The sequence below is a fragment of the Vibrio sp. VPAP30 genome (genome assembly GCF_001188205.1).
Lineage (GTDB): Bacteria > Pseudomonadota > Gammaproteobacteria > Enterobacterales > Vibrionaceae > Vibrio > Vibrio bivalvicida.
Window position 1 is genome coordinate 60891 of the sequence record NZ_LBLS01000019.1, and the last position, 21452, is coordinate 82342.

A 21452-nucleotide genomic window follows, 5' to 3' on the forward strand; every position below is an offset into this window, starting at 1 on the left:
AGCAAAGTTTGTAATACCTCATGCGTGACAGTGTTTCATGGTCTTCGCTTGGATTATCGCACTGTAGCTTTCTTGGTTTCATTTATTAAGCCCTCTTTAATTATTCTGCTTATGATGAGTTCACTAAAGATAGGACCAAGATGAACGCCCTACCTAAAGAATCTATGCCACGAGAGAAACTGTTGTCACACGGCCCGCAAGCTCTCACCGATGCGGAGTTACTTGCCATCTTTTTAAGAACTGGAACCCAAGGGATGAATGTTCTGGTTCTATCAGACCATTTGATTAAGGAATTTGGCTCATTAAGAAAGCTATTTTCTGCCAATTGTGAAGATTTTTGTCGATATAAGGGGCTAGGTGTTGCGAAATATGTTCAGTTGCAAGCCGTGTTAGAGATGACGCAGCGCTATTTATCAGAGACATTACAGCGGGGTGATGCGCTGACTAGCCCAGAGCAAACAAAACTCTACCTGTCAGGTTTGCTCAGGGACAAACAAAGAGAAGAATTCTTGGTGTTGTTTTTAGACAATCAACACAGAGTGATATGTGAGGAAGCACTATTTCAAGGAACGATTGATGCTGCCTCAATCTACCCAAGAGAGGTGGTAAAGCGTGCATTAGAGCATAATTCAGCAGCTTTAATTTTGGCGCATAATCACCCCTCAGGCATTGCAGAGCCTAGTCAGAGCGACCGTCGAATCACACGCCGAGTCAGTGATGCGTTAGCTCTGGTAGACATCCGTGTCCTAGACCACTTTGTGGTTGGTGATGGTGAGATTGTTTCCTTTGCTGAGCGCGGTTGGATTTAAATCACATTTTTAGTTGTGAGTTCGCTGATTTCTGCTACAATCCCCCGACATTTTTTAGCACATAAATCAGCTCTGCCTAAAAAAGATCACGAAAACCTGTAAAAAGGATCTGTTCGGGTCTTGAGCAATGCTACTCAAGTTAGTATAATGCGCGACCTTTGATAGCCTTGTATGGGTTTCCATAGCGGTATAAGACCTCAAACTTCTAATTTAGAAACTGAGAGGTTCGGCCACCAAGGTTGATATCGAGCTGAAACGATTTTGGAGAAGACATTCATGTCACGAGTATGCCAAGTAACTGGTAAGCGTCCAGTAACGGGTAACAACCGTTCACACGCACGCAATGCTACTAAGCGTCGTTTTCTGCCGAACCTACAAACTCATCGTTTCTGGGTAGAGAGCGAAAAACGTTTTGTTAAACTACGTCTATCTGCTAAAGGTATGCGTATCATCGATAAGAAGGGCATTGATGCTGTTCTTGTTGATATCCGTGCAAACGGCGTAAACGTTTAAGAGGAAATAGACAATGGCAAAGAAAGGCGTACGTGAGAAAATCCGTCTAGTATCTTCTGCAGGTACTGGTCACTTCTACACGACTGATAAGAACAAACGTAACATGCCAGGCAAATTTGAGATCAAAAAGTTTGATCCAGTAGTTCGCCAGCACGTTATGTACAAAGAAGCTAAAATCAAGTAATTGATTCTTCTTTGAACTTCCTTCGGGAAGCGTGAATTGAAACCCAATCATAGCAATATGGTTGGGTTTTTTATTGCCTGGAGAGAAGGAACGGGCTACGCCCTTCGTCCTATAGAACGCTGTGCTCCGAGATCGGGCTTCGCCCTGCGAGTGAAATGTGTAGATGGCTTATCGAAAATTGCTAGCGGCACTTGTTTTCTAATAGGACAAAATAATCCCGCACCCCGCACCCCGCACCCCGCACCCCGCATCTCTCGCCTATCTATCTCTTTTCTGCTACTTTTGAGTCAGTTAGAGGCAGAGAAGTCAGACACTATGCGAGTTTCCCCTTCACGTCGTAAACGTTGGAACAATATCCTTATGTTAGGCATTATTGCGTTTATCGCTTTGCTTAACCTTCCTACTTTGATCAAAACCTATCTACTTGAGCCTACGGTGGTTGAAAGCCCTTATCCATATCTGTTGAACCCTCAGGCAGAGCTACAAGCATTACATTTCTCTGATTGGTCACTGGAGAAAAACCAAGGTCGCTGGCGCAGTACAGTGAATACCGCTATTCCTGAACAGGAACTTGCTCAGCGTTGGATTGATCTGGTGGGAACCGAAGTGACTCAAAATAACTTCGATAGCTTAAAGCCTCAGCTTAGTAGCCCAAGTTCAATTGAAGCATGGTATTTAGATCAGGAAGAGCCGCAAAGGATCACCTATTACCAAACCCCACAGTTTTGGTTGCTGAAAAACTGGCAAGATAAGTGGATAGCCATTTCGGTCGAACCTCGCTATCTTATGCCTCAGTAATATCACTACTTTGTGCTGTACGCGATAGGAACAACTGATGCCTGAATTACCTGAAGTTGAAGTAAGCCGAATGGGGATCTCGCCTCACTTAATTGGTCAAACGGTGGCCAAACTGACATTTCGCACCCCTAAGCTGCGTTGGGATATTCCAGCAGAGCTGAAAAAAATGGAAGGGCAGGTTATTCGGGGGATTTCTCGTCGAGCCAAGTATTTATTAATTGAAACAGATGCCGGTAGTGCGATTGTCCACCTTGGGATGTCTGGTTCATTAAGAGTGCTAGATGCTGAGATCTCACCTGCTAAACACGATCACGTTGATCTGAAATTGACTAACGGTAAGGTGCTGCGCTACAACGACCCAAGGCGTTTTGGCGCTTGGCTATGGACAGAAGATGGTACTCACGCCGCACTAGGTAGTATGGGGCCTGAGCCACTAACATCGGAATTCAATGCCGATTACATTGCTGAAAAGGCCGCCAATAAACGTGTTGCGGTGAAGCAATTTATTATGGATAACAAAGTTGTGGTTGGTGTCGGAAACATTTACGCCAATGAATCTTTGTTTAGTTCCGGTATCCATCCCACGCGACCTGCCGGAAAACTTACCGCGAAAGAGTGGGAGCTGTTGGTTAAAGAGATTAAGCAAGTACTAGATACTGCAATCAAACAGGGTGGAACGACCTTAAAAGACTTCGCTCAAGCAGATGGAAAGCCAGGTTACTTTGCTCAAGAGCTGCAAGTTTATGGCAAAGCAGGTGAGCCATGCCCAACTTGTGGTGAACTCATCGAAGAGCAGAAGATCGGACAGCGCAATACGTTTTTTTGCAATCAGTGTCAGAAATAGAGAGCAGAGCGGACTGCGTCCTTCGTGAACGGGCTGCGCCCTACGAGAATCTGGAACGGACTTCGTCCTCCGAGAGGTGGTTGCTAGCCGTGAGGTGGTAGAACCTTTGCTTCAACAAGGAAGATAGGATTAGTTTTTAAGGAGAGATAGAACGTAATAACCTAGCTCTCCAGCTTCCCATTAAACATGTGCTTTGGTTTTTAACGCTTCCGCGACTATTTTAGGTACAAAGTTGGTTACGTCACCACCGTGAATGGCTACCTCGCGAACAATGGTTGAAGAGATAAAAGCATGCTCTTCGGCTGGGGTTAAGAATACACTCTCTAAACCTGGCATAAGGCGGCGATACATGTTTGTTAGACCAAATTCGTACTCGAAGTCGACTGTCGTACGCAGACCACGAATCAATACGTTGGCTTGCTCTTGTTTGGCAAAATCAACCATAAGACCAGAAAAGCCTTTAGAGCTGACGTTGTCTAAATGCTTAGTCACCTGTTGAGCGAACTGAACACGCTCATCCAAGGTAAACATGGTGTTTTTACTTGGACTAGCAGCAACGGCGATGATCACCTCATCAAACATATCTGCGGCACGTTCGATCAGGTCTAGGTGACCGTTGGTTATAGGATCAAATGTTCCCGGATAGATTACTCGGGATAGGCGTTTTTGGCTCACTGTGCGCTTCTCTAATCATTCCATCTCATTCAATGTTAACAAAAAGGCTCACAATTACCCACTGAAGCCGTTATCATTGGCACAAAAGATAGACGTGGATTAAGTGATGAAAAAAATACTGGTAGTGAGAAACGACAAAATCGGCGACTTTATGTTGGCATGGCCGAGCTTTGCCATGCTTAAAGCATCGCTGCCAGATTGCCAGATCACTGCGCTGGTGCCGAACTATACGGTTGCTTTAGCTAAGCTCTGCCCTTGGATTGACCATGTGCTTGTTGACCCGACAAAGAAGGGGACTAAACAGGCGCAAAATGAGCTGATTGAGCAGATTCGTCTCGAGCAGTTTGATGCTTCTATTAATCTGTTCTCAACCACTTACAATGCCAAGCTGGTTTGGAAAGGCAAGATCCCTTATCGCTTAGCCCCTGCAACTAAGCTCGCGCAGATCTTTTATAACAAACGCATTAAGCAAAAGCGTTCTCAATCGGCTAAGCCAGAGTTTGAATATAACCTGGATCTTGTTCGCGCCTTTTTAAGTGACATTGGCCAGCCTATCATTGAACCTTCAGCACCTTATTTATCATTTAGCTCGCAGCAGTTAGAGCAGCAAAAAAACAAGCTAGCGCAACAACTCGAATTAGATATAAACCAGCCTTGGGTATATGTTCATGCTGGCAGTGGTGGCTCTGCAAATAATCTTTCTTTAGAGCAGTACACACAGCTTGTCAGCGATTTAGCGGGTGAATTTGAAGTGGTTTTAACCGCTGGGCCAGGTGAAGAACAAAAAGCGGCTGAGTTACAAAAACTGATGGCAGAGCGTGGCCGAAGTGCTGTGCTTTACGATAAGAATGATGGCTTAGTTGACTTCTCTTGCTCGATTGCATGTGCAGATATGTTTATTGCTGGCTCTACCGGTCCGCTGCACATAGCAGCTGCGATTGATGTCCCTACTGTTGGCTTCTTCCCAAGTAAACGTTCTGCCACGCCACTACGTTGGCAACCGATCAATGCGGAAGGGAAGCATATCGCTTTTTGCCCACCGCAAGCCGATGATAAAGCGGGTCAGGAAGATATGGCGCGTATCGACATAAGTAAGGTGTTGGAAGAGTTACAGCCTTGGGCTACGGATAAATTAGCATAGAAAAAGACGACCTGACTGGGTCGTCTTTGTATCAGAGTCTCTAAAACTTCTCCGGCATTTTTTCAGTTTCTGTTCGAATCCATAAATCCGCATATTTGACAAAGGTTGAATGCGCAGAGAGTAGAGATAGCAGAAAGCCCTGTTTACCATCTAAGAAGCCAGCCTTAACGACATACATTTTCAAAAAGCAGCCCAATGCATGAAGAATACCTTGTGAGATGCTGCTCTTTTTACCCTTTTTCTCTCGCTGCTCTGCCCACGCTTTCGCATAGCCTGCTGACTTAACCAAGTAATGGTTCATATCATTGTAGGTAAAGTGAATCAGGTCACCAGTAAGGTTTTCAACCTTCATCTCCCCAGTTACTTCGACTTTCTCATGTACCAAGGCATCATTGTATTGGGTCAGTTTTGTTGGATATAAACGCAGAACGCGATCTGGATACCAGCCACAATGACGAACATAGCGACCAAATACCCAACTTAAGCGCGCTGTTTGATAGATGGTCGAAGGTTCGTTGTTAGCAACCGCAGCTAAAATGCTCTGTTTTAGTTCGGGTGTGACACGCTCATCAGCATCGAGCCATAGAATATAATCTGATTCGACATAAGATTGTGCGATACGGCGTTGAGGCCCAAACCCCGGCCACTCTTGATTGACGAAAAACTTGTCAGTAAATGAGTGCGCTACCTCTTTCGTTTTATCAGTACTGCCAGAATCGAGGACGACAATTTCATCAACCCAGTCATGGACGGTTTCCAAACAAGCTTTAAGATGCTGCGCTTCGTTTTTTACGATCAGTGCAACGGCAATAGTTGGTTTACTCACAAGGATTCCTCTGGAGTGGATGACGGTAGGTTTAGATCTGCGACTACTTTATCAAACATAGCGATAACTTGCTGAGCCTCAATACGCTGCATGGCGTTTTTGTCTTTCACTCGTGCCCGCCAGCTCAACTCTTTTGAAGCTTTACCTGTCTCTGCATGAATAGCTTCTTCATAGGCAGACACAACATATTGGCGATACTGATAAGGCCCTGTTCGCTCTGGATTGTGGTGAGCATAAAGACCAATAACAGGGGTGTTAACCGCATTAGCCATATGGGCTGGGCCTGTATCTGGTGCAACAACAAGATTGGCTTTATCCAATAGAGCTAACATCTCTTTTAGAGAGCTTTTACCAACCAGATTGTTCACATTAATATCAATCAGCTTTTCGACTTGCTCGGCAAGGTCTAGCTCAACCTGAGCAGGGCTACCAGCTAAAATAATATTCCAGTCTGATTGATGAGCGTGCTTAATCAGCTTGGCATAACCTTCTGCTGTCCAGTTTTTATAGGCTTTGCTCGCTGCCGGAACAATCACTAGGTTTGGTTTGGTAGCATTAAGTTGAGCTGTTGCCCAGGTTAAATCATCCGCAGAGTAGTCAATCCGCCATTTCGGTGACATATCTTGTACACCGAGTGTTTCACCAAAGGCAAGTAACCCATCGAGAACGTGCATGGTTGGCGGGGAGGGGACTTTGACATTGGTAAACAAGTTTTGAAAGTCTTGGCTGCGCGTCGAATCAAAGCCAAGTTTGTATTTTGCGTTTATACCTAAGGTCGCAATGCTGGCTCTAAATGCGTATTGCATATGCAGGAGAGCATCGAACCGGTAATCTTTTAGCTCGCGCCACAGAGATTTATAGCCTGCCCAGCCTTCTTTCTTATCAAATACGACCACTTTGACGTTGTCTAAATTTTCAATTAGCTTCGCTTCCAGTTTGCCTGTGACCCAGACAATTTCAGTCTCAGACCACTGGCGCTGTATCGCTTGCACAGCAGCAACGGTATTACAGACATCACCAATCGCAGACAAACGTAGTACGCAGAGAGATTTAGGAGCAGAGGAAAAAAGTGGCATAGTGATTTCAATTATCGAGTATTAGCCAAGATTATGCAGAGAGGCTCAATAAATGTAAAATGGCGGCGCAAATAAAATGAGAGATCACCATTTATGAAGACTTTGCAGTTTGATAATCAGACCATATGGTATGACGAAGAGCTACTCAAAGAAGACCCTAAACAAGTTTTTGAACCAAGCTATTGGCAGCAAAATGGTAAAGTCATTGGTAGTGCTCAAGGTCGTGGTACAACTTGGTTTGTACAAACCGAGTCAATGCCTGCGGCGCTGAGACACTATCGTCGTGGTGGTCTATTCGGCAAATTGGTTAAAGACAGCTACCGTTTTTCAGGCTGGGAGCAAACACGTAGCTACCAAGAGTTTCAGCTCTTGAATACGCTAATCCAAGCGGGTGTCAACGTCCCTACCCCTATTGCCGCCCGTGCTATCAAAAATGGCTTGAGTTATACGGCCGATTTATTGAGTGAAAAGGTACCTAATGCCAGAGATTTGGTATCGATTCTGATAGAAAAGCCGCTTTCTGCAGGAATATATCAGAAAATTGGTCAAGAAATCCGTAAGATGCATGATGCGCAAGTGAACCACACTGATCTCAATATCCACAACATCTTGCTTGATGATGATGAAAAAGTTTGGATTATCGACTTCGATAAATGCCACGAACAAGCAGGAGATAGTTGGAAAAAGGGGAACTTAGAGCGACTGAAGCGCTCTTTTGAGAAAGAAGTGGGTAAGAGACAGATAAAGTGGTCTCAGAGTGATTTCCCCGCAATTCTATCTGATCACAAAGGTATTCAATGAGATTTATTATTAGCCGGCTGCAACGTTTTCGGGATGTTGTTAGAAGACATCTTGGTGTCTTGCTGTTTGATCGTAAGAGAAAATCAGCTTTTGATCCTAAACAGGCGCAAAGCATCTTATTTATTCGTAATGACGCCAAGCTCGGTGATGCGATTGTCTCTTCTGGAGTTATCAATAAAATTCGCAAGTACAGGCCTGATATTAAAATTACGGTATTGACCACGCCATCGATGGAACCTCTATTCAAGCAACATTTTTCCGTGGATCAAGTTGTTCCTCTTAGTAAACGTCCTTCCTATAGTGAGATACGGGCAGTTTGTCAGCAGTTAGGGACCGTAGATGTTGTCGCATCACTTAACCTTGATATGAAGATGAAAGATATCTATCTGCTAAACAAGTTAGATTCAAAGCTCATCGTTGGTGTGGATAGCTTACTGAAATTGGTCGATATCAATATTTCCGCTGATATTCAGGGTCTCCACTATGCAGAAAAGTTCGATTATGTAACCAAGCTTTTGGGTATATCAGAGCCTGCTGAGAGATATCAGGTACCAGTGCTCTCCGAGTCGGTAGCTAAAATTGAAAACTTTATTGCGGCGAATGGAATCAATGATTATGTTCTCTTGAATCCGTTTGGAAGTGGCAATGAGCGCAAACTCAGTCGTGAATCGATTAAAGCTATTGCGGATGCAGTGTTTAGTCTAGATGAATCTCTTAAAGTTGTTGTATTAACTGCTCCTGACACTACAGAGCAATTTCAGTCAATGAAACTGACGAGTGATAGAGTTGTTCACTTTACCGATAGCCAGTCAATTTATGATGCGATTGCAGCAGTTTTTAAAGCCAAGCTTGTTATCTCTGTCGATACCTCCATTGTTCATATCGCTTCTGGGCTTCTCAAACCTCAAGTTGCTATCTATAGCGATGATGCTGTTAACTTTTCCAACTGGCATCCAAATTCTGATATTGCAGAAGTCATTGTTGCTCGTGGGGAAGTCAATAATTTTGATAGCACTTTGGTCATTCCCCAAATAAGGTCGTTACTTGGAGAAGGGGTGAGCTGATGAAAATTCTGTTTATATGCCCCAATTGGGCGGGGTTAGCGGATCCCATTGTGAGAGAGATGATGCAGCAAGGCCACGAAGTGGTACATCTAGATCACTCGGACTTTTCAAAGTTTGGTTATTTCGATGGTTGTCATCGAGTACTTGCTAAAATCTATCAGCTTGTAACGAAAAACAGTTATAAACATCGTATTACCGATGCTGAAATTGCGCGGACAATTAACTCCTTTTTTATTGCTAGACCAAAGTTTGATGCCATCATTATGACAGAGCCTAGCTTGTTTAAGCGTGAACATTTGGAACTGCTTAAGCAGCATTGCAATAAACTAGTCGCGACTCTTTGGGACAGTTTGACTAAATCCCCTGAGAATAAACAACATTTGGATCTATTTGACGTTGTATTTAGCTATGACCACGAAGATTGTAATGCCTATGATCTGATTAAAATCAATAACTACCTGGATCCTTCATGGACGACGTCAGTGTCGTTGGAAAGTGCTAAGTATGACGTATTTTCCATCATGAGCTATACCAAAGAAAGATATCAACAGGTAGTGAAATTCCTAGATGCTAACCCGAGCATTTCACCTAACATCCATTTTTATATTGACCATCCCAGAAAGAGAAAATCAATTACTGATAAGCGGATTCAAGTGACAGATAAATTAATGCTAGGGGATGAACTTAAAAGTAATATTGAGAGTTCAAAGGCGATCTTAGACTTCTTGCAAGGACACCAAGCTGGGCTTTCTTTTCGAGTATATGAGTGTTTAGGTTATCAAAGGAAGCTGATAACGACGAACCAGAACTTGAAGCATTATGATATTTTTTGCGCAGAAAATATGGTGGTGTTGGACAGTAGTTATCAAGTTCCGGAGCAGTTTTTCTCAATCCCTTATATTGAGCCTGAACAACAGATTGTAGAGAAATACATGCTTCCTTCGTGGGTTAGAAATGTGCTAAGTAAGGTATAACGTATCGAGCGCTATACCTTGGTTGTTACTTGAACAGTGGCGCTTCTTGGAACGGTACCCCATTTGCGTCTTTTTGTGATAGTGACGGAGTTTGCTCACAAGGCCAGTTGATATTGAGTTGTGGGTCGTTCCACTGAATGCTAATTTCTGAATTTGGGTTGTAATAGTCAGTACATTTGTAGACAAATTCAGCTTCTTCACTGGTTACATAGAATCCGTGTGCGAATCCTTCTGGTACCCACAATTGCCTCTTGTTCTCAGCCGAAAGGTATACACCTACCCATTGGCCAAACGTTGGTGAGCCTTGGCGCAAATCAACAGCAACATCAAATACCTCTCCTGAAATAACTCTAACCAATTTGCCTTGCGTATTGGTCAGTTGGTAATGTAGTCCCCTCAAAATACCTTGCTTTGATTTGGAGTGGTTATCTTGGACAAATGGAGTCGGTTTATGTGTGACAAGCTCTTCGAACTTTTTCTGTTGCCAAGTTTCCATAAAGAACCCTCTGTCATCTCCAAAAACAGTCGGTTCTATGATTTTTACATCTGAAATATTCGTATCAATTACATTCATAGCTTTAAATTAATCCACATAAGCTGTTAAGTCTTTCAGTGCTTGTTTCCAATCGCTAGCTTGTAAGTTGAATTTGTTTCCTACCAAGCTCGTACTGAGGCAAGAGTTCGACGGACGCTTAGCAGGAGTAGGAAACTCAGAAGTTGAAATTGCATTTACGGTTGGAATACGAGCTAAAAGCTCTTGTTGATAAGCTTGTTCAAATATATCTGTAGCAAACTCATACCAACTTACATGGGGCAAGCCTGAATAGTGATAAGTGCCAAACAATGTTGCTTCGTCAGAGGCAACTTTTTTAGCAATTACAATCAGCGCCTTTGCGATATCGCCAGCGTAGGTTGGTCCACCTAACTGATCGTCTACAACCCCTAAGCAATCACGAGTTTTAGCCAACCGTAGCATAGTTTTGACAAAATTATTGCCATGTTCTCCAAAGACCCAAGCGGTACGTAAAATAACATGACGAGGGCATGCATTAGCTATAGCTATTTCACCAGCTAGTTTGCTTTTGCCATAAACACTTTCGGGATCAGTTGTGTCTTTCTCATCATAAGGTTTCGTTGCCTCTCCAGAGAAAACGTAGTCGGTTGAGATATGCACAAGGGTGGCATCAAGTTTGTTGGCTGCAACGGCAAGATTATATGGTCCTAGATGGTTTACTAAATCAGCAATCTCAGGTTCACTCTCTGCTTTGTCGACGGCGGTATAGGCTGCTGTGTTTACAATGACGTCGGGAGAAAATTCTTGCACCATTTTCTCTACTGCGTCTTTGTTCGTGATATCTAGATTTTCTTTATCTAGCGCGAGAAAGGTAATGTCAGCTTCATTATTTAACTGCTTAACTAAGGATTGCCCGACTTGCCCATTAGCACCAGTAACAAGTATTTTCATAATGTGTTTACTCTTGAACTAAGCGTAATAGATACTGACCATATTCATTCTTAGACATAGGCTTAGCGAGATCCTTTATCTGCTTTGATGTTAACCAACCATTCCGCCAAGCAATTTCCTCGAGACAGGCGACTTTTAATCCTTGAATATGCTCTATGGTTTGTACAAAAGAGGAAGCTTCATGCAGACTTTGGTGCGTACCAGTATCTAGCCATGCGAACCCTCGACCAAGAAGCTCGACTTTTAGCTGCCCTGATTCCAAATACATTTGATTGATGCTGGTTATTTCTAATTCACCTCTTTCTGAGGGAGTGACAGATTTGGCGAAGTTAACCACCTGATTATCATAGAAATACAAACCAGTCACAGCATATTCAGACTTAGGGTGAGTTGGTTTTTCCTCAATAGACACGGCTTTCATTTGGCCATCAAATTCAACAACTCCAAAGCGTTCTGGATCACGAACCTGATAGCCAAAAATTGTTGCTCCGGATTTTTCTTGTACGGCAGATTGAAGGGTGTTACTGAAAGATTGCCCGTAGAAAATATTGTCTCCAAGCACTAAGCAAACTGAGTCATTTCCAATGAACTCTTCCCCAATGATAAATGCTTGAGCCAAACCATCAGGACTTTTCTGAATAGCATATTGAATGGAGATTCCAAATCCAGAACCATCCCCTAGCAATCGCTTAAATGCTGCGTTGTCTTCTGGGGTGGTAATGACCAAAATATCTCGTATCCCCGCCAACATTAATGTTGATAAAGGATAGTAGATCATCGGCTTATCATAGATTGGGAGTAGTTGCTTAGATGTTCCACGTGTCAGTGGATAGAGTCTAGTTCCAGAACCTCCAGCGAGAATTATGCCTTTCATTTTGTGCCTTATGCTCCTAGCCTTTCTCTGTTGTATGAGCCGTCTAATACTCGTTGCCACCAAGCTTGGTTGTCAAGATACCACTCGACGGTCTTTCTAAGGCCTGACTCAAAGCTTTCCGCAGGAACCCAGCCTAACTCTTGCTCAATTTTACTCGCATCAATAGCATAACGAACATCATGACCAGGGCGATCAGTTACATAGGTTACTAGCTCAGAGTACTGACCAACTCCATGAGGTTTATTTGGAACCAGTTCCTCTAGTAGTCTACAAATCTCGTTCACGACATCTATGTTAGCTTTTTCATTGTGACCACCAATATTGTATGTCTCTCCTATCTCTCCTTTAGTCAAGACGGTATAAAGCGCTTTGGCATGATCATCGACATACAACCAATCTCGAACCTGCATTCCGTTACCATAAACTGGTAGTGGCTTCCCCTCTAGAGCATTGAGAATCATTAGTGGTATTAACTTTTCTGGGAAATGATATGGTCCGTAATTGTTTGAACAATTGGTGATAAGCGTAGGCATTCCATAAGTGCGAAGCCAAGCCCTGACTAGATGATCACTTGAAGCCTTTGAAGCAGAGTAAGGACTACTTGGTGCATAAGGCGTTGTTTCGGTAAAAAGATCGTTGGTTCCTTCTAGATCACCATAAACTTCATCTGTAGAAATGTGATGGAACTTAAATGTTCTTTTTTTATTTGGTTCTAGCTGAGACCAATATGAGCGAGCTGTTTCAAGCAAAGTACAAGTACCGACAATATTGGTTTGAATGAAATCTGCAGGGCCATCAATGGATCTGTCAACATGCGATTCAGCAGCTAAATGCATAACTGCGTCAGGTTTATGTTCTTGAAATACGCGTTCAAGTTCGACTTTATTGCATATGTCTACTTGCTCAAAGAAATATCTCTCGCTACTTTCTATGGGTTGTAGAGAATCGAGGTTACCTGCATAAGTGAGTTTATCTACGTTTACTACGTAATTTTGCGTATTGCGAATGATATAACGGACAACCGCTGAGCCTATAAAACCCGCACCGCCAGTAACTAAAATTTTCATATCTTGCCTATAAAACGTGTCGAAGGACTAAATTAAGTTAAAGTATTTCAACTCACCATTTCGTGATTAGGTTTAGAGTGTTGACCAAAGCCCCTTTATTGTCATTGACGCATTGCTCGCTTAGATCACCTTGATGAGTTAGTTTCTTTCTATCACTCAGGAGTTCCAATATTATCTTACTAATTTCCGTTGGTGAGTTAGTGATAATAATCGCTTTATGGGCTAATAGCTTATGTACTATTTCTGTAAAATTATAATAGCTAGGGCCAGAAAGAACAGGTTTGGCTAATGCTGCCGGTTCGAGAACATTATGCCCACCTACCTTGTCGCCAATTAAACTACCGCCCATAAAGCAGATGTCAGCGGCTTGGATCAATGCCAACATTTCTCCCATGGTATCGGCTAAGTAGACTTCTGTATTTTGCAGTTCTTTCTCATTCAAGTCGGTTCGACGCTGAACAGAAAAACCTTCTTTTTGACACAGTTCAAATACAGAGCTGAACCTTTCTGGGTGACGTGGAACAAGAATCAAAAGCGCATTGGGAATACGATTTAAGATTTCTCGCTGGGCTTGCAAAATCTGCTCATCTTCACCTATATGCGTACTAGCAGCGATCCAAATTGGGCGTTCTTTTCCTAGTTGCTCTCTAAGTTGATTGCCGTTCTTAATGTGAGTGGGTTCAATACGTATATCGAACTTAATTGAGCCTGTTACGGTCACTTTGTTGGAGTCGATTCCCAGTTTAACAAATCGCTCTGCATCATCTTTATATTGACATAATAATTGATCAATATTTTCGCTTAGTAGATTAAAAACTGGCTGAATTATTGAGTAGCGGCGATATGAGCGCTCAGATAGGCGTGCATTGATAACACTGATTGGAATGTCGTTTTTGGCTACTGTGTAGAGAGTGTTAGGCCATAGTTCAGTTTCCATGATCACCATCTTGCAAGGTTTTATCGCTTTGATAAAACCTTTAACAGCGAATGGAAAATCTAACGGCATATAACGATGGTTTACTAGTTCACCAAGCTTAGCAGCTTGCTCGGCCCCTGTGGGAGTCGTAGTCGTAAGGACGATTTCAGTCTCAGGGTGTTCTAGCTTTAACTGCTTGATTAGTGGGGTAACTGCGATAGTTTCGCCCACTGATACTGCATGAATCCATATAGGTCTTTTATCTGACTCTAATTTTGGGGTAATACCAAAGTGCTCTTTCCAACGTGAACCAACATTGGGCTTACCTTCTTTTTTTTTGTACAAGCCAAACAGCAAGAATGGTGCGAAGAAGGTAAGTAGCAGTGTATACAGCCAACGAATAAGCACTTTGAACAATCCTGATTTTGGTTACTTTTTAATAAGGTCGTTTGGATCTTGATGCGTCCATTTACCACGTGGTTTATCTAAGTATTGGAAGTATTCGTTGGTGAATGTTCCTTGAATACAAACATAGCGGCGGCGGCGAGAATTTACTTCTTGTGTATTGAGCACATCGTTAAACACTTGAGGGCCAGTCGTACCATAGACACCTTTCGCTGGGTCGTAATTTTCTACATTATGGACAATGGCATCCATTACCGCTTTGTACTCTGGGTTGTTTGGGCATGTGGCTAGGAAGTAATTGGTAATCTCAGTGTCGCCTTTAATTTTGATGTAAAGCGATTTGCTGACACCTTTGAGAATTCGCTTCAGAGGCCAAACCAAAGTTGCATCAATATCCATATAGATACCACCTTGCAGGTAAAGAGTGGTTACACGCCATAAGTCGGCTTGCGCCGCTCCATCAGTCAGCTTTAAGTAGGCGTTGTAGACCTCTCTTGGTGCGTGCTCTTTAAGGTACTCTTCGCGACCTTCAGTACTCACATAGCGGTACTCGTAATCTAAAGACATCAAGCGGTTAAAAAGGTAGTTGAGGTAAACAGGCAATGTGGATCTGTTGGAATAATTAGTTTGCCAGATTATCTTTGTTACGCCATCTGAGTCACTGGAGCGAACCCTAGCAGGAGAGTGCTCTGGAATCGTAAAGCGTGTTTTTGGAAGAACAAAATGAAATGGGTAGGCCAGAACCTTAAATATATTGCCGACTAGTTTGATAGTGCGGTTAGCGACCATAATGGAAAATGTGTTCATGTTTGACCTTTAGGCGTTGTTCTGTGTTGATAGTGCTTGTTGTACCACTGAAAGAATTTGGCTATTACTTGGGATATCGCCATTTGCATTCATGACAATCCGATGGTCATCTTCTAGTGGAGTATAACGAAATGGAACCGTCGAATAAAAAATACCGACTGTTGGTGTATGGGTTGCAATTGCTATATTTCTGATCCCTGTGTCTGGGGCAACCACCAACCTTGCTCGCGCAGAGTATTCTACTAACTCCTCTAAAGGAAGGCACTCTTGAATTTCAAAGTTATCCTTACCGATTAAATGCTTGAGGAAATCACCTTTCTCAAAATCATTTTTTCCTTCTAGATAGACGTGCTGATAACTAGGCAATATCTCAATGGCTTCTTCAATGAGTGACTTCATCTGTTGTTCTGAGAGAATTTTACTTTTAGTTGAAGCGCCATTGAAATAAAGAATTTTTGGCTTATTCCCTTTTTCTTCTTTGTACAGTTTGTAGTGATTAGGGTACGCGAAATCGAGTGGCCGCTGAGGGTTATGGCCAAGCATTTTTAACATGTCTAGCATCACTTCTAGCTCTGGTTGATAGTCAGAGCGGAACACTGCGATATTATAGAGAGAGCTACAAAGGTAAGACTTGTATGGGAATCCAAACTTGAGCTTTGCTTTGCTAAATAGAGTCATCCAGTATGAACGACTTGTGCCAGCAACATCGAAGATAATATCCTGCTCTTCAAGTTGCTTGAACTCAGCAATTTGCTCTCTCAATGTCAGTTCTTTTTTCTTATGACGCCCGGTCATAAAAATAGTTTCATCCGCTAAGTCAGAAGGGGCGCCATATTGGTAGTTCGATACGCCTACTAGCGTTATTTTAGCGTTAGGAAAAAACTTCCTAGCTTCTACTAGCATTGGACGAGCAATCACTTGGTCACCTAGTGCGGCATGACGAAAAATCGCAATTTTCTTTACTTTCTCAGGGGCAAACTCATTTGTAAGGTAATGACGCGCAGTTGAAGAGGCGTAAGCACCGCGCTCAAACCATAAGTGATTCATAGTGTTATCCGATAAACTCTTTTAAGGCATTAATAACAATGTTTGGTGTTAGTTTGTTTAGGCAGTCTAGGTGACCTAGAGGGCATTCTCTCTTAAAGCATGGCCGACAATCTATATCAGTGTGCACCATTCTTAGCTTATCGGTGAGTGGAGGTGTGTATTTTGGTGAACTTGAGCCGTAAATTGCTACGATATTACAACCGACGGCTGCAGAGACGTGCATTAATCCTGAGTCATTACTGACGACAGTGTGGCACGCTGCCAATAGATCGACAGCCTCAATCAGAGACGTTTCACTTGCTAAGTTGAAACATAATTGAGCTTGCTCATTCGACAATTTTGAGCGAATGAGCTCACAGACATCTCTATCTTTGGCTGAGCCAAATAGCCAAACCTGATAGCCATTTTCAATTGCAAACTGAGCGACTTGTGCATAGTAAGGGTCGGGCCAACGCTTAGCTGGGCCGAATTCTGCTCCAGGACACAGTCCTATAATAGGTCGAGTGCTCTCTAGATCTAAGCGAGATCTCGCATTTTGTTGGTTTAATAAGTCGATAGTTAGGTTAGGTCTAGGGCAGTTTGCTAGTCTGACGTTGCTAAGCATCTCACCTTTAGAATATGCTAAAGCAACATATCTCTCGACCATATATTGGAAAACACGTTTATCTGGTCGTAAGTCATTGAGTAGACCATAACGCATTTCTCCCTTCCAGCCTATTCTTGAACTGATACCTGCGAAAAATGGAATCAAAGCAGATTTAGCTGAGTTAGGCAGAATATAAGCGTGGGTATACCCTTCTTTAGCTAGTTGCCGAGCTAATTGCCAGCGACCTTTTAGGTTGAACTCACCGTGCCCCATTGGCATCTCGATGGCTCGATTGACTTCTGGCATGCGCTCCAAGATAGGTTTACACCATGCTGGGGCAAGGACATCTATCTCTGCACTTGGGTACAACTGTCTCAAAGTCGAATAAAGGCTTTGCGACATTACCATATCGCCAACCCATGATGGACCAATTACTAGAATCTTCATCGTTTAATAAACCGACTTGTTACGCTTTTCAGATGCTATAATTGCAAAGAATACTGCTAGCATAAATCCATAGAACGAGCCTATAAGGTTGGCAGTGAGTGGCACTTCCGTTAAACCAAAAATGGCAAATCCGCAGACAAATATTGCAGCCGATAGCGACCAGTTACTTTTGATCTTAAAGTAGTGACTACTAAATATAATGAACGGAATAATGAATACTCCGAATATACTGAACAGACCTAATAAACCATTGGTTGCCAACATTTCAAAATATTGGTTATGCGCATGCCCTCTTGTGATTGTAGAAGCACCTTTACTGATTGTTCCTTCTAAGAATAGTTGGTGATTAATTTCTTCTCGTTGTTTGTAAGGTAGTCCAATTACAGGACTAGCTTTAAAGGCCTCTATTGCTCCTTGCCAATATTGCAGGCGGTAACCTGACGAAGTCGACTCTCCAACTTGGCCTGAATAAATTAAAGCTAGCTCATGAGAAGTATAATCTATGCGATTTTTAAAGTCGGTTGACGCTTTGTAAAGTGTGAATACAACCAAAAAGAAAGCAACTATCCCTCCCATAATATATCTTTTCTTTATTTGTTTTAGGTTAAATAAAGCTAGAATCACAAGAAGGATAGGTATTGTGAATATGGCTCCTCGTGTAAATGTGAATATAACGGCTATGGAAGAGAGTGCTGAACCAATTAAAAGTAGAGTCTTTAGCTTAGATTTGAAACTTAATGTTAGTCCTAAGAAGGATAATGCACATGCTAGGTAGCCAAAGTTGATGCTAAATAAGAAGCCGTCTACACGTGGCATCCCTAGTATTAAGTATTGATAGCATGCCAATATAAAGGTACCAATTGAACCTACAAGAACCCCAAGTTCTAGGGAACGTCTAAACTGGAGATCACCTTGCAATCGATATGTTCTCAATGCGAAGTAAAGAGGCAGGCATAATAGTAACCTAATACCACCTTGAAAGTATCTAGCAGTAGTCCCGTCATAAACTGTGATTGGGATTGCACCAAGGAAATAAAATGACATACATAAGGTTACGACAAGGTCAAACTTACTGAAAGTAAGTCTGTCCCAGTTCTTATATAAATAAACAATAGAAATTAAGATAGATAAAGCAATGAAGGCTATGCTTACATTCTTTGTGGTTAGTAAAAGAGCAGGAACGAGGAACATAATCCAATTTATGCTTTTTCCATACGATAATTGGGTAAACATATTCAACCTGTAGTCTTATTCTTAAGCTTTTTAAAAAGGTAACTACCACGAATCTTTCGGAGTAAGCCAAATGTGGATGTACGTGGAAAAATCGCGATTCTACGAATTTGAAATGGGTCTTGATGTGTAGCCAAAGGGCCACTATTAGTCGCTACGGCAAATTGATAGCCAAGTTTATCCGCGATATATTTAGAATCAGTGTCTAGCGAGCCGTAAGGATACGCAAAAGAGGTTAGAGACTTACCCAATAACCTTTCAAGTTCTTCCTTATTATCCTTGATCTCAGCTTCTTGCTTCTCTGGAGATAAAGTATTTAAATGAGGGTGGCTGACCGTATGCCCTCCTATCTCGATAAGCCCAGAGTCTGATAAGGTTTTAAGCTCATTTGCATTCATTAGTGTTACTGGTTTCTCTGGGTTATCTGCAACCTCAACATCCCAACGGTTAAAAGTTTCACCTGTAACCGCGTAAACAACGGCTTTGAAGTTGTACTTTTTTAGTAGAGGAAGAAGTAGTTCATAGTTATCTCTATAACCATCATCAACGGTAATGACAATATAGCGTTTGCCATATTCTAGCCGACTGATTAAGCCCTTTTTGGCTAAATCCTCAAAGGTGATAGTTTCAAACCCCATCTTTTTGATTAGCTTGAAATGCTTTTCTAGCATATCAACATGTAAATATGTGCCATGTACACCTTTTTCGTTGTCATCCTTAATAAAGCGGTGGTACATAATGATTGGCATCTCTTTACGCAGCTTCTCGACGTAAACTGTTTGGTAGGTGTTTTCTATTTGGTCGACAATCTTCGTTAGGCTATAGCTTTCTTTTATCGTTGCAACGACTTCTTTGTAACAATACTTGTTTTGTAGACCGAGTTTCACTTGCTGTTCAATTGATGAAAAATCTATATCTAGATCTTTTGGACCAATATCACCAAAGTTGCTCGCCATTGCTTCTTTGATATTGTTTTCGTCAACTAAGCCTATCGCTTTGGCCTCGCCTATCGCAAGAGTGGGTCTTCCACACAGTAGAGATTCCATTGCTACTCGACCTGCACCTATCACGAGATCGGAAGTAGCTAAAACAGAGGCTATATCATTGGTGTAGCCACAAAAATCTACTCGCTGTCTAAATTTATCAAAACGAGATTCTATTTGAGAGCCTGAGACGATTTTTACATCGTAAGAGTTTGTGTCTAGGCACTCATCAAGCAGTCGATAACAGAGATCCCCTTTAGGGCCTGTTAAGCGGCCAATAATAGTCACAATTGGATTTTCATTCTCCGGAGCTTCTAACCAGGTGAATTTGCTTGTTTCAATGCCGTTTCTGCTTACTTCTAGCTGTTTTTCTGAAACACCTAATTCTCGGACCAACTGATCTTTAATTGCCTCACATACGGGAAGGGCTCTATCTCCCATTGCATGGAATCTTTTTCGAGATGTATGAACAGGTTGCCTACCATGCACTGTAGTGACCATTGGCGTGCTGGTGATTTTGCATGCTACATGACAACTCCAACTGGAAGCACGAGAGTGAGCATGGACAAGCTGAATCTTATGCTTCTTAATCAAATAGACTAGATAAGCGACATGCCAAAAACGGCGAGGGATACTGCGTTTGTTGAAACGTAGCCTGAAATATTCGCCTTCAAAAGGTTTTGTTAAAGTGTCAGACACATAATGAACGTTATGCCCTCTAGCCGTTAGTTCATTGCCGACCGCTGTGGCATAAACTTCCGCGCCTGTGACCTCTAACTGCGAGAGTGCCATTAAGATATTCATTATTTAACTCGAATCATTTGGAAAAACGCTAAGCAGATTGCAGATACGCGGGTGAGCATATCGTTTTGTTGACGTCTATGTCACCCCTAAGTGCTCTAAGAGTTGATGGTTTGCATATATTCAGCAACGCCTTTCGCCACAGATTTAAACTCATGCTCGCAACCTGCCGCGCGCAGTTTGGTTAGATCGGCTTGCGTAAATTCTTGGTAAGCACCTTTTAAGTGTTCAGGGAACGGTATAGTCTCAATCTCACCTTTGCCATGAAATTTAATTACTGCTTTGGCGACTTCTTCGAATGACTCTGCGTTACCTGTACCTAGGTTGAAGATGCCTGAAGCGCCGCTTTCCATAAACCACAAATTAACAGCTGCCACATCACCAACATAGACGAAGTCACGTTGGAAAGTTTCACTACCTTCAAACAGTTTTGGGTTTTCACCTGCATTCATCTGGTTGTTGAGGTGGAATGCGACTGAAGCCATAGAGCCTTTATGCTGCTCGCGAGGACCATAAACATTGAAGTAGCGGAATCCGGTTATTTGAGACAGCTTTTCTCCATGCTCTTCGGCATCTTGCCAGATTCGACGTACATAGTTATCAAACTGTTGCTTTGAGTAACCGTAGACATTTAGTGCACCTTCATACTCTTTCTCTTCGATAAACGTATCCGTTTCACCATAAGTAGCTGCAGAGGAGGCATAAAGGAAAGGAATTTCCCGCTCTAGACAATAATGAAGTAGTTCTTTCGAGTATTCATAGTTATTGAGCATAACGTATTTGCCATCCCACTCTGTGGTCGCGGAGCAAGCGCCTTCATGGAATATAGCTTCGATAGGGCCAAAGTCATCACCAGCCATTACTTGGCTTAGGAAATCATCACGATCCATATAATCTGCGATATCTAAGTCCACTAAGTTTTGAAACTTTCTACCATTCTTAAGGTTATCAACCACAAGGATGTCGTTGATGCCTTTGTCGTTAAGTGCTTTAACGATGTTGCTGCCGATCATGCCAGCACCACCAGTTACAATGATCATAGTTAAACCTTTAATATAGAAACTTTCATGATTATACCATACCTAAATTTCTCTAGCAGTAAGGTTCATACATAGTAAG

23 protein-coding genes are annotated in these 21452 nt (G+C 42.4%); 9 read left to right on the forward strand and 14 right to left on the reverse strand.

Translation table 11 applies throughout. The features are described from left to right. Positions 1–140 precede the first annotated feature (140 nt). The 5 genes from radC to mutM all read left to right on the forward strand — a co-directional run bounded on the left by radC (position 141) and on the right by mutM (position 3148). Positions 141–809 (forward strand): RadC family protein, encoded by a 669-nt coding sequence (radC, locus tag ZX61_RS08050; RefSeq protein ID WP_049844164.1) that lies wholly within the window; start codon positions 141–143, stop codon positions 807–809. Positions 810–1085: 276 nt separating this feature from the next. Beyond that, positions 1086–1322 carry a 50S ribosomal protein L28 gene (gene rpmB, locus ZX61_RS08055; protein WP_004743834.1) on the forward strand — a complete coding sequence of 79 codons (237 nt, stop codon included), beginning with the start codon at positions 1086–1088 and terminating at the stop codon, positions 1320–1322. A 13-nt stretch (positions 1323–1335) separates the two neighbouring features. Next, positions 1336–1506, forward strand: a complete 171-nt coding sequence (gene rpmG, locus ZX61_RS08060) for a 50S ribosomal protein L33 (protein ID WP_004410866.1) — start codon at positions 1336–1338, stop codon at positions 1504–1506. A gap of 315 nt (positions 1507–1821) precedes the next feature. Then, the gene (locus ZX61_RS08065) at positions 1822–2304 is read left to right on the forward strand and encodes a hypothetical protein (RefSeq protein WP_049844165.1); all 483 of its coding nucleotides are present in this window, start codon (positions 1822–1824) and stop codon (positions 2302–2304) included. A gap of 37 nt (positions 2305–2341) precedes the next feature. Further along, entirely contained in the window at positions 2342–3148 is an 807-nt protein-coding gene (mutM, locus tag ZX61_RS08070) for a bifunctional DNA-formamidopyrimidine glycosylase/DNA-(apurinic or apyrimidinic site) lyase (protein ID WP_049844166.1), read from the forward strand. A 180-nt stretch (positions 3149–3328) separates the two neighbouring features. On the opposite strand, the gene coaD is transcribed toward mutM, so the two are convergent. Then, positions 3329–3823 (reverse strand): pantetheine-phosphate adenylyltransferase, encoded by a 495-nt coding sequence (gene coaD / locus ZX61_RS08075; protein ID WP_049844167.1) that lies wholly within the window; start codon positions 3821–3823, stop codon positions 3329–3331. Positions 3824–3929: 106 nt separating this feature from the next. Between coaD and ZX61_RS08080 the strand changes: the two genes are divergently transcribed. Then, on the forward strand, positions 3930–4964 hold the full coding sequence (locus tag ZX61_RS08080) for a glycosyltransferase family 9 protein (protein WP_049844168.1): 1035 nt from the start codon (positions 3930–3932) through the stop codon (positions 4962–4964). A gap of 40 nt (positions 4965–5004) precedes the next feature. Here ZX61_RS08080 and ZX61_RS08085 read toward each other — a convergent pair whose 3' ends face one another. After that, a complete protein-coding gene (locus tag ZX61_RS08085; RefSeq protein ID WP_049844169.1) occupies positions 5005–5790 on the reverse strand; it encodes a glycosyltransferase family 2 protein in 786 nt (261 codons plus the stop codon). Further along, positions 5787–6866, reverse strand: a complete 1080-nt coding sequence (locus ZX61_RS08090) for a glycosyltransferase family 9 protein (protein WP_049844170.1) — start codon at positions 6864–6866, stop codon at positions 5787–5789. The genes ZX61_RS08085 and ZX61_RS08090 overlap by 4 nt, the downstream gene beginning before the upstream one ends. A gap of 93 nt (positions 6867–6959) precedes the next feature. Between ZX61_RS08090 and ZX61_RS08095 the strand changes: the two genes are divergently transcribed. Genes ZX61_RS08095 through ZX61_RS08105 form a run of 3 tightly spaced genes read left to right on the forward strand, consistent with a single transcriptional unit; the run spans position 6960 to position 9705 of the window. Beyond that, positions 6960–7667 carry a 3-deoxy-D-manno-octulosonic acid kinase gene (locus ZX61_RS08095; RefSeq protein WP_049844171.1) on the forward strand — a complete coding sequence of 236 codons (708 nt, stop codon included), beginning with the start codon at positions 6960–6962 and terminating at the stop codon, positions 7665–7667. Beyond that, positions 7664–8731, forward strand: coding sequence for a glycosyltransferase family 9 protein (locus ZX61_RS08100; RefSeq protein WP_049844172.1), 1068 nt, complete (start codon positions 7664–7666; stop codon positions 8729–8731). Before ZX61_RS08095 ends, ZX61_RS08100 begins: the two co-directional genes overlap by 4 nt. Next, a complete protein-coding gene (locus ZX61_RS08105) occupies positions 8731–9705 on the forward strand; it encodes a hypothetical protein (protein WP_049844173.1) in 975 nt (324 codons plus the stop codon). Before ZX61_RS08100 ends, ZX61_RS08105 begins: the two co-directional genes overlap by 1 nt. Before the next feature lie 25 nt (positions 9706–9730). On the opposite strand, the gene rfbC is transcribed toward ZX61_RS08105, so the two are convergent. The 11 genes from rfbC to rfaD form a co-directional block, all read right to left on the reverse strand. Beyond that, entirely contained in the window at positions 9731–10279 is a 549-nt protein-coding gene (gene rfbC, locus ZX61_RS08110) for a dTDP-4-dehydrorhamnose 3,5-epimerase (protein WP_049844174.1), read from the reverse strand. Positions 10280–10288: 9 nt separating this feature from the next. Continuing rightward, positions 10289–11170, reverse strand: coding sequence for a dTDP-4-dehydrorhamnose reductase (gene rfbD, locus ZX61_RS08115; protein WP_200904227.1), 882 nt, complete (start codon positions 11168–11170; stop codon positions 10289–10291). A 7-nt stretch (positions 11171–11177) separates the two neighbouring features. After that, positions 11178–12044 carry a glucose-1-phosphate thymidylyltransferase RfbA gene (gene rfbA / locus ZX61_RS08120; protein WP_049844176.1) on the reverse strand — a complete coding sequence of 289 codons (867 nt, stop codon included), beginning with the start codon at positions 12042–12044 and terminating at the stop codon, positions 11178–11180. Between the two features lie 8 nt (positions 12045–12052). Then, positions 12053–13111, reverse strand: a complete 1059-nt coding sequence (rfbB, locus tag ZX61_RS08125) for a dTDP-glucose 4,6-dehydratase (protein ID WP_049844177.1) — start codon at positions 13109–13111, stop codon at positions 12053–12055. Positions 13112–13163: 52 nt separating this feature from the next. After that, the gene (gene waaA, locus ZX61_RS08130) at positions 13164–14435 is read right to left on the reverse strand and encodes a lipid IV(A) 3-deoxy-D-manno-octulosonic acid transferase (RefSeq protein WP_049844178.1); all 1272 of its coding nucleotides are present in this window, start codon (positions 14433–14435) and stop codon (positions 13164–13166) included. A 21-nt stretch (positions 14436–14456) separates the two neighbouring features. Further along, a complete protein-coding gene (locus tag ZX61_RS08135; protein ID WP_049844179.1) occupies positions 14457–15239 on the reverse strand; it encodes a glycosyltransferase family 32 protein in 783 nt (260 codons plus the stop codon). A 9-nt stretch (positions 15240–15248) separates the two neighbouring features. After that, complete coding sequence (locus ZX61_RS08140) at positions 15249–16286, reverse strand: glycosyltransferase family 9 protein (protein ID WP_049844180.1); 1038 nt, start codon at positions 16284–16286, stop codon at positions 15249–15251. 4 nt (positions 16287–16290) lie between these two features. Beyond that, positions 16291–17319 carry a lipopolysaccharide heptosyltransferase II gene (gene waaF / locus ZX61_RS08145; RefSeq protein WP_049844181.1) on the reverse strand — a complete coding sequence of 343 codons (1029 nt, stop codon included), beginning with the start codon at positions 17317–17319 and terminating at the stop codon, positions 16291–16293. A 3-nt stretch (positions 17320–17322) separates the two neighbouring features. Further along, positions 17323–18552 (reverse strand): O-antigen ligase family protein, encoded by a 1230-nt coding sequence (locus ZX61_RS08150; RefSeq protein WP_049844182.1) that lies wholly within the window; start codon positions 18550–18552, stop codon positions 17323–17325. A 2-nt stretch (positions 18553–18554) separates the two neighbouring features. Continuing rightward, positions 18555–20336, reverse strand: a complete 1782-nt coding sequence (locus tag ZX61_RS08155; protein ID WP_049844183.1) for a polysaccharide deacetylase family protein — start codon at positions 20334–20336, stop codon at positions 18555–18557. Positions 20337–20431: 95 nt separating this feature from the next. After that, the gene (rfaD, locus tag ZX61_RS08160; RefSeq protein ID WP_049844184.1) at positions 20432–21373 is read right to left on the reverse strand and encodes an ADP-glyceromanno-heptose 6-epimerase; all 942 of its coding nucleotides are present in this window, start codon (positions 21371–21373) and stop codon (positions 20432–20434) included. Positions 21374–21452: the final 79 nt, after the last annotated feature.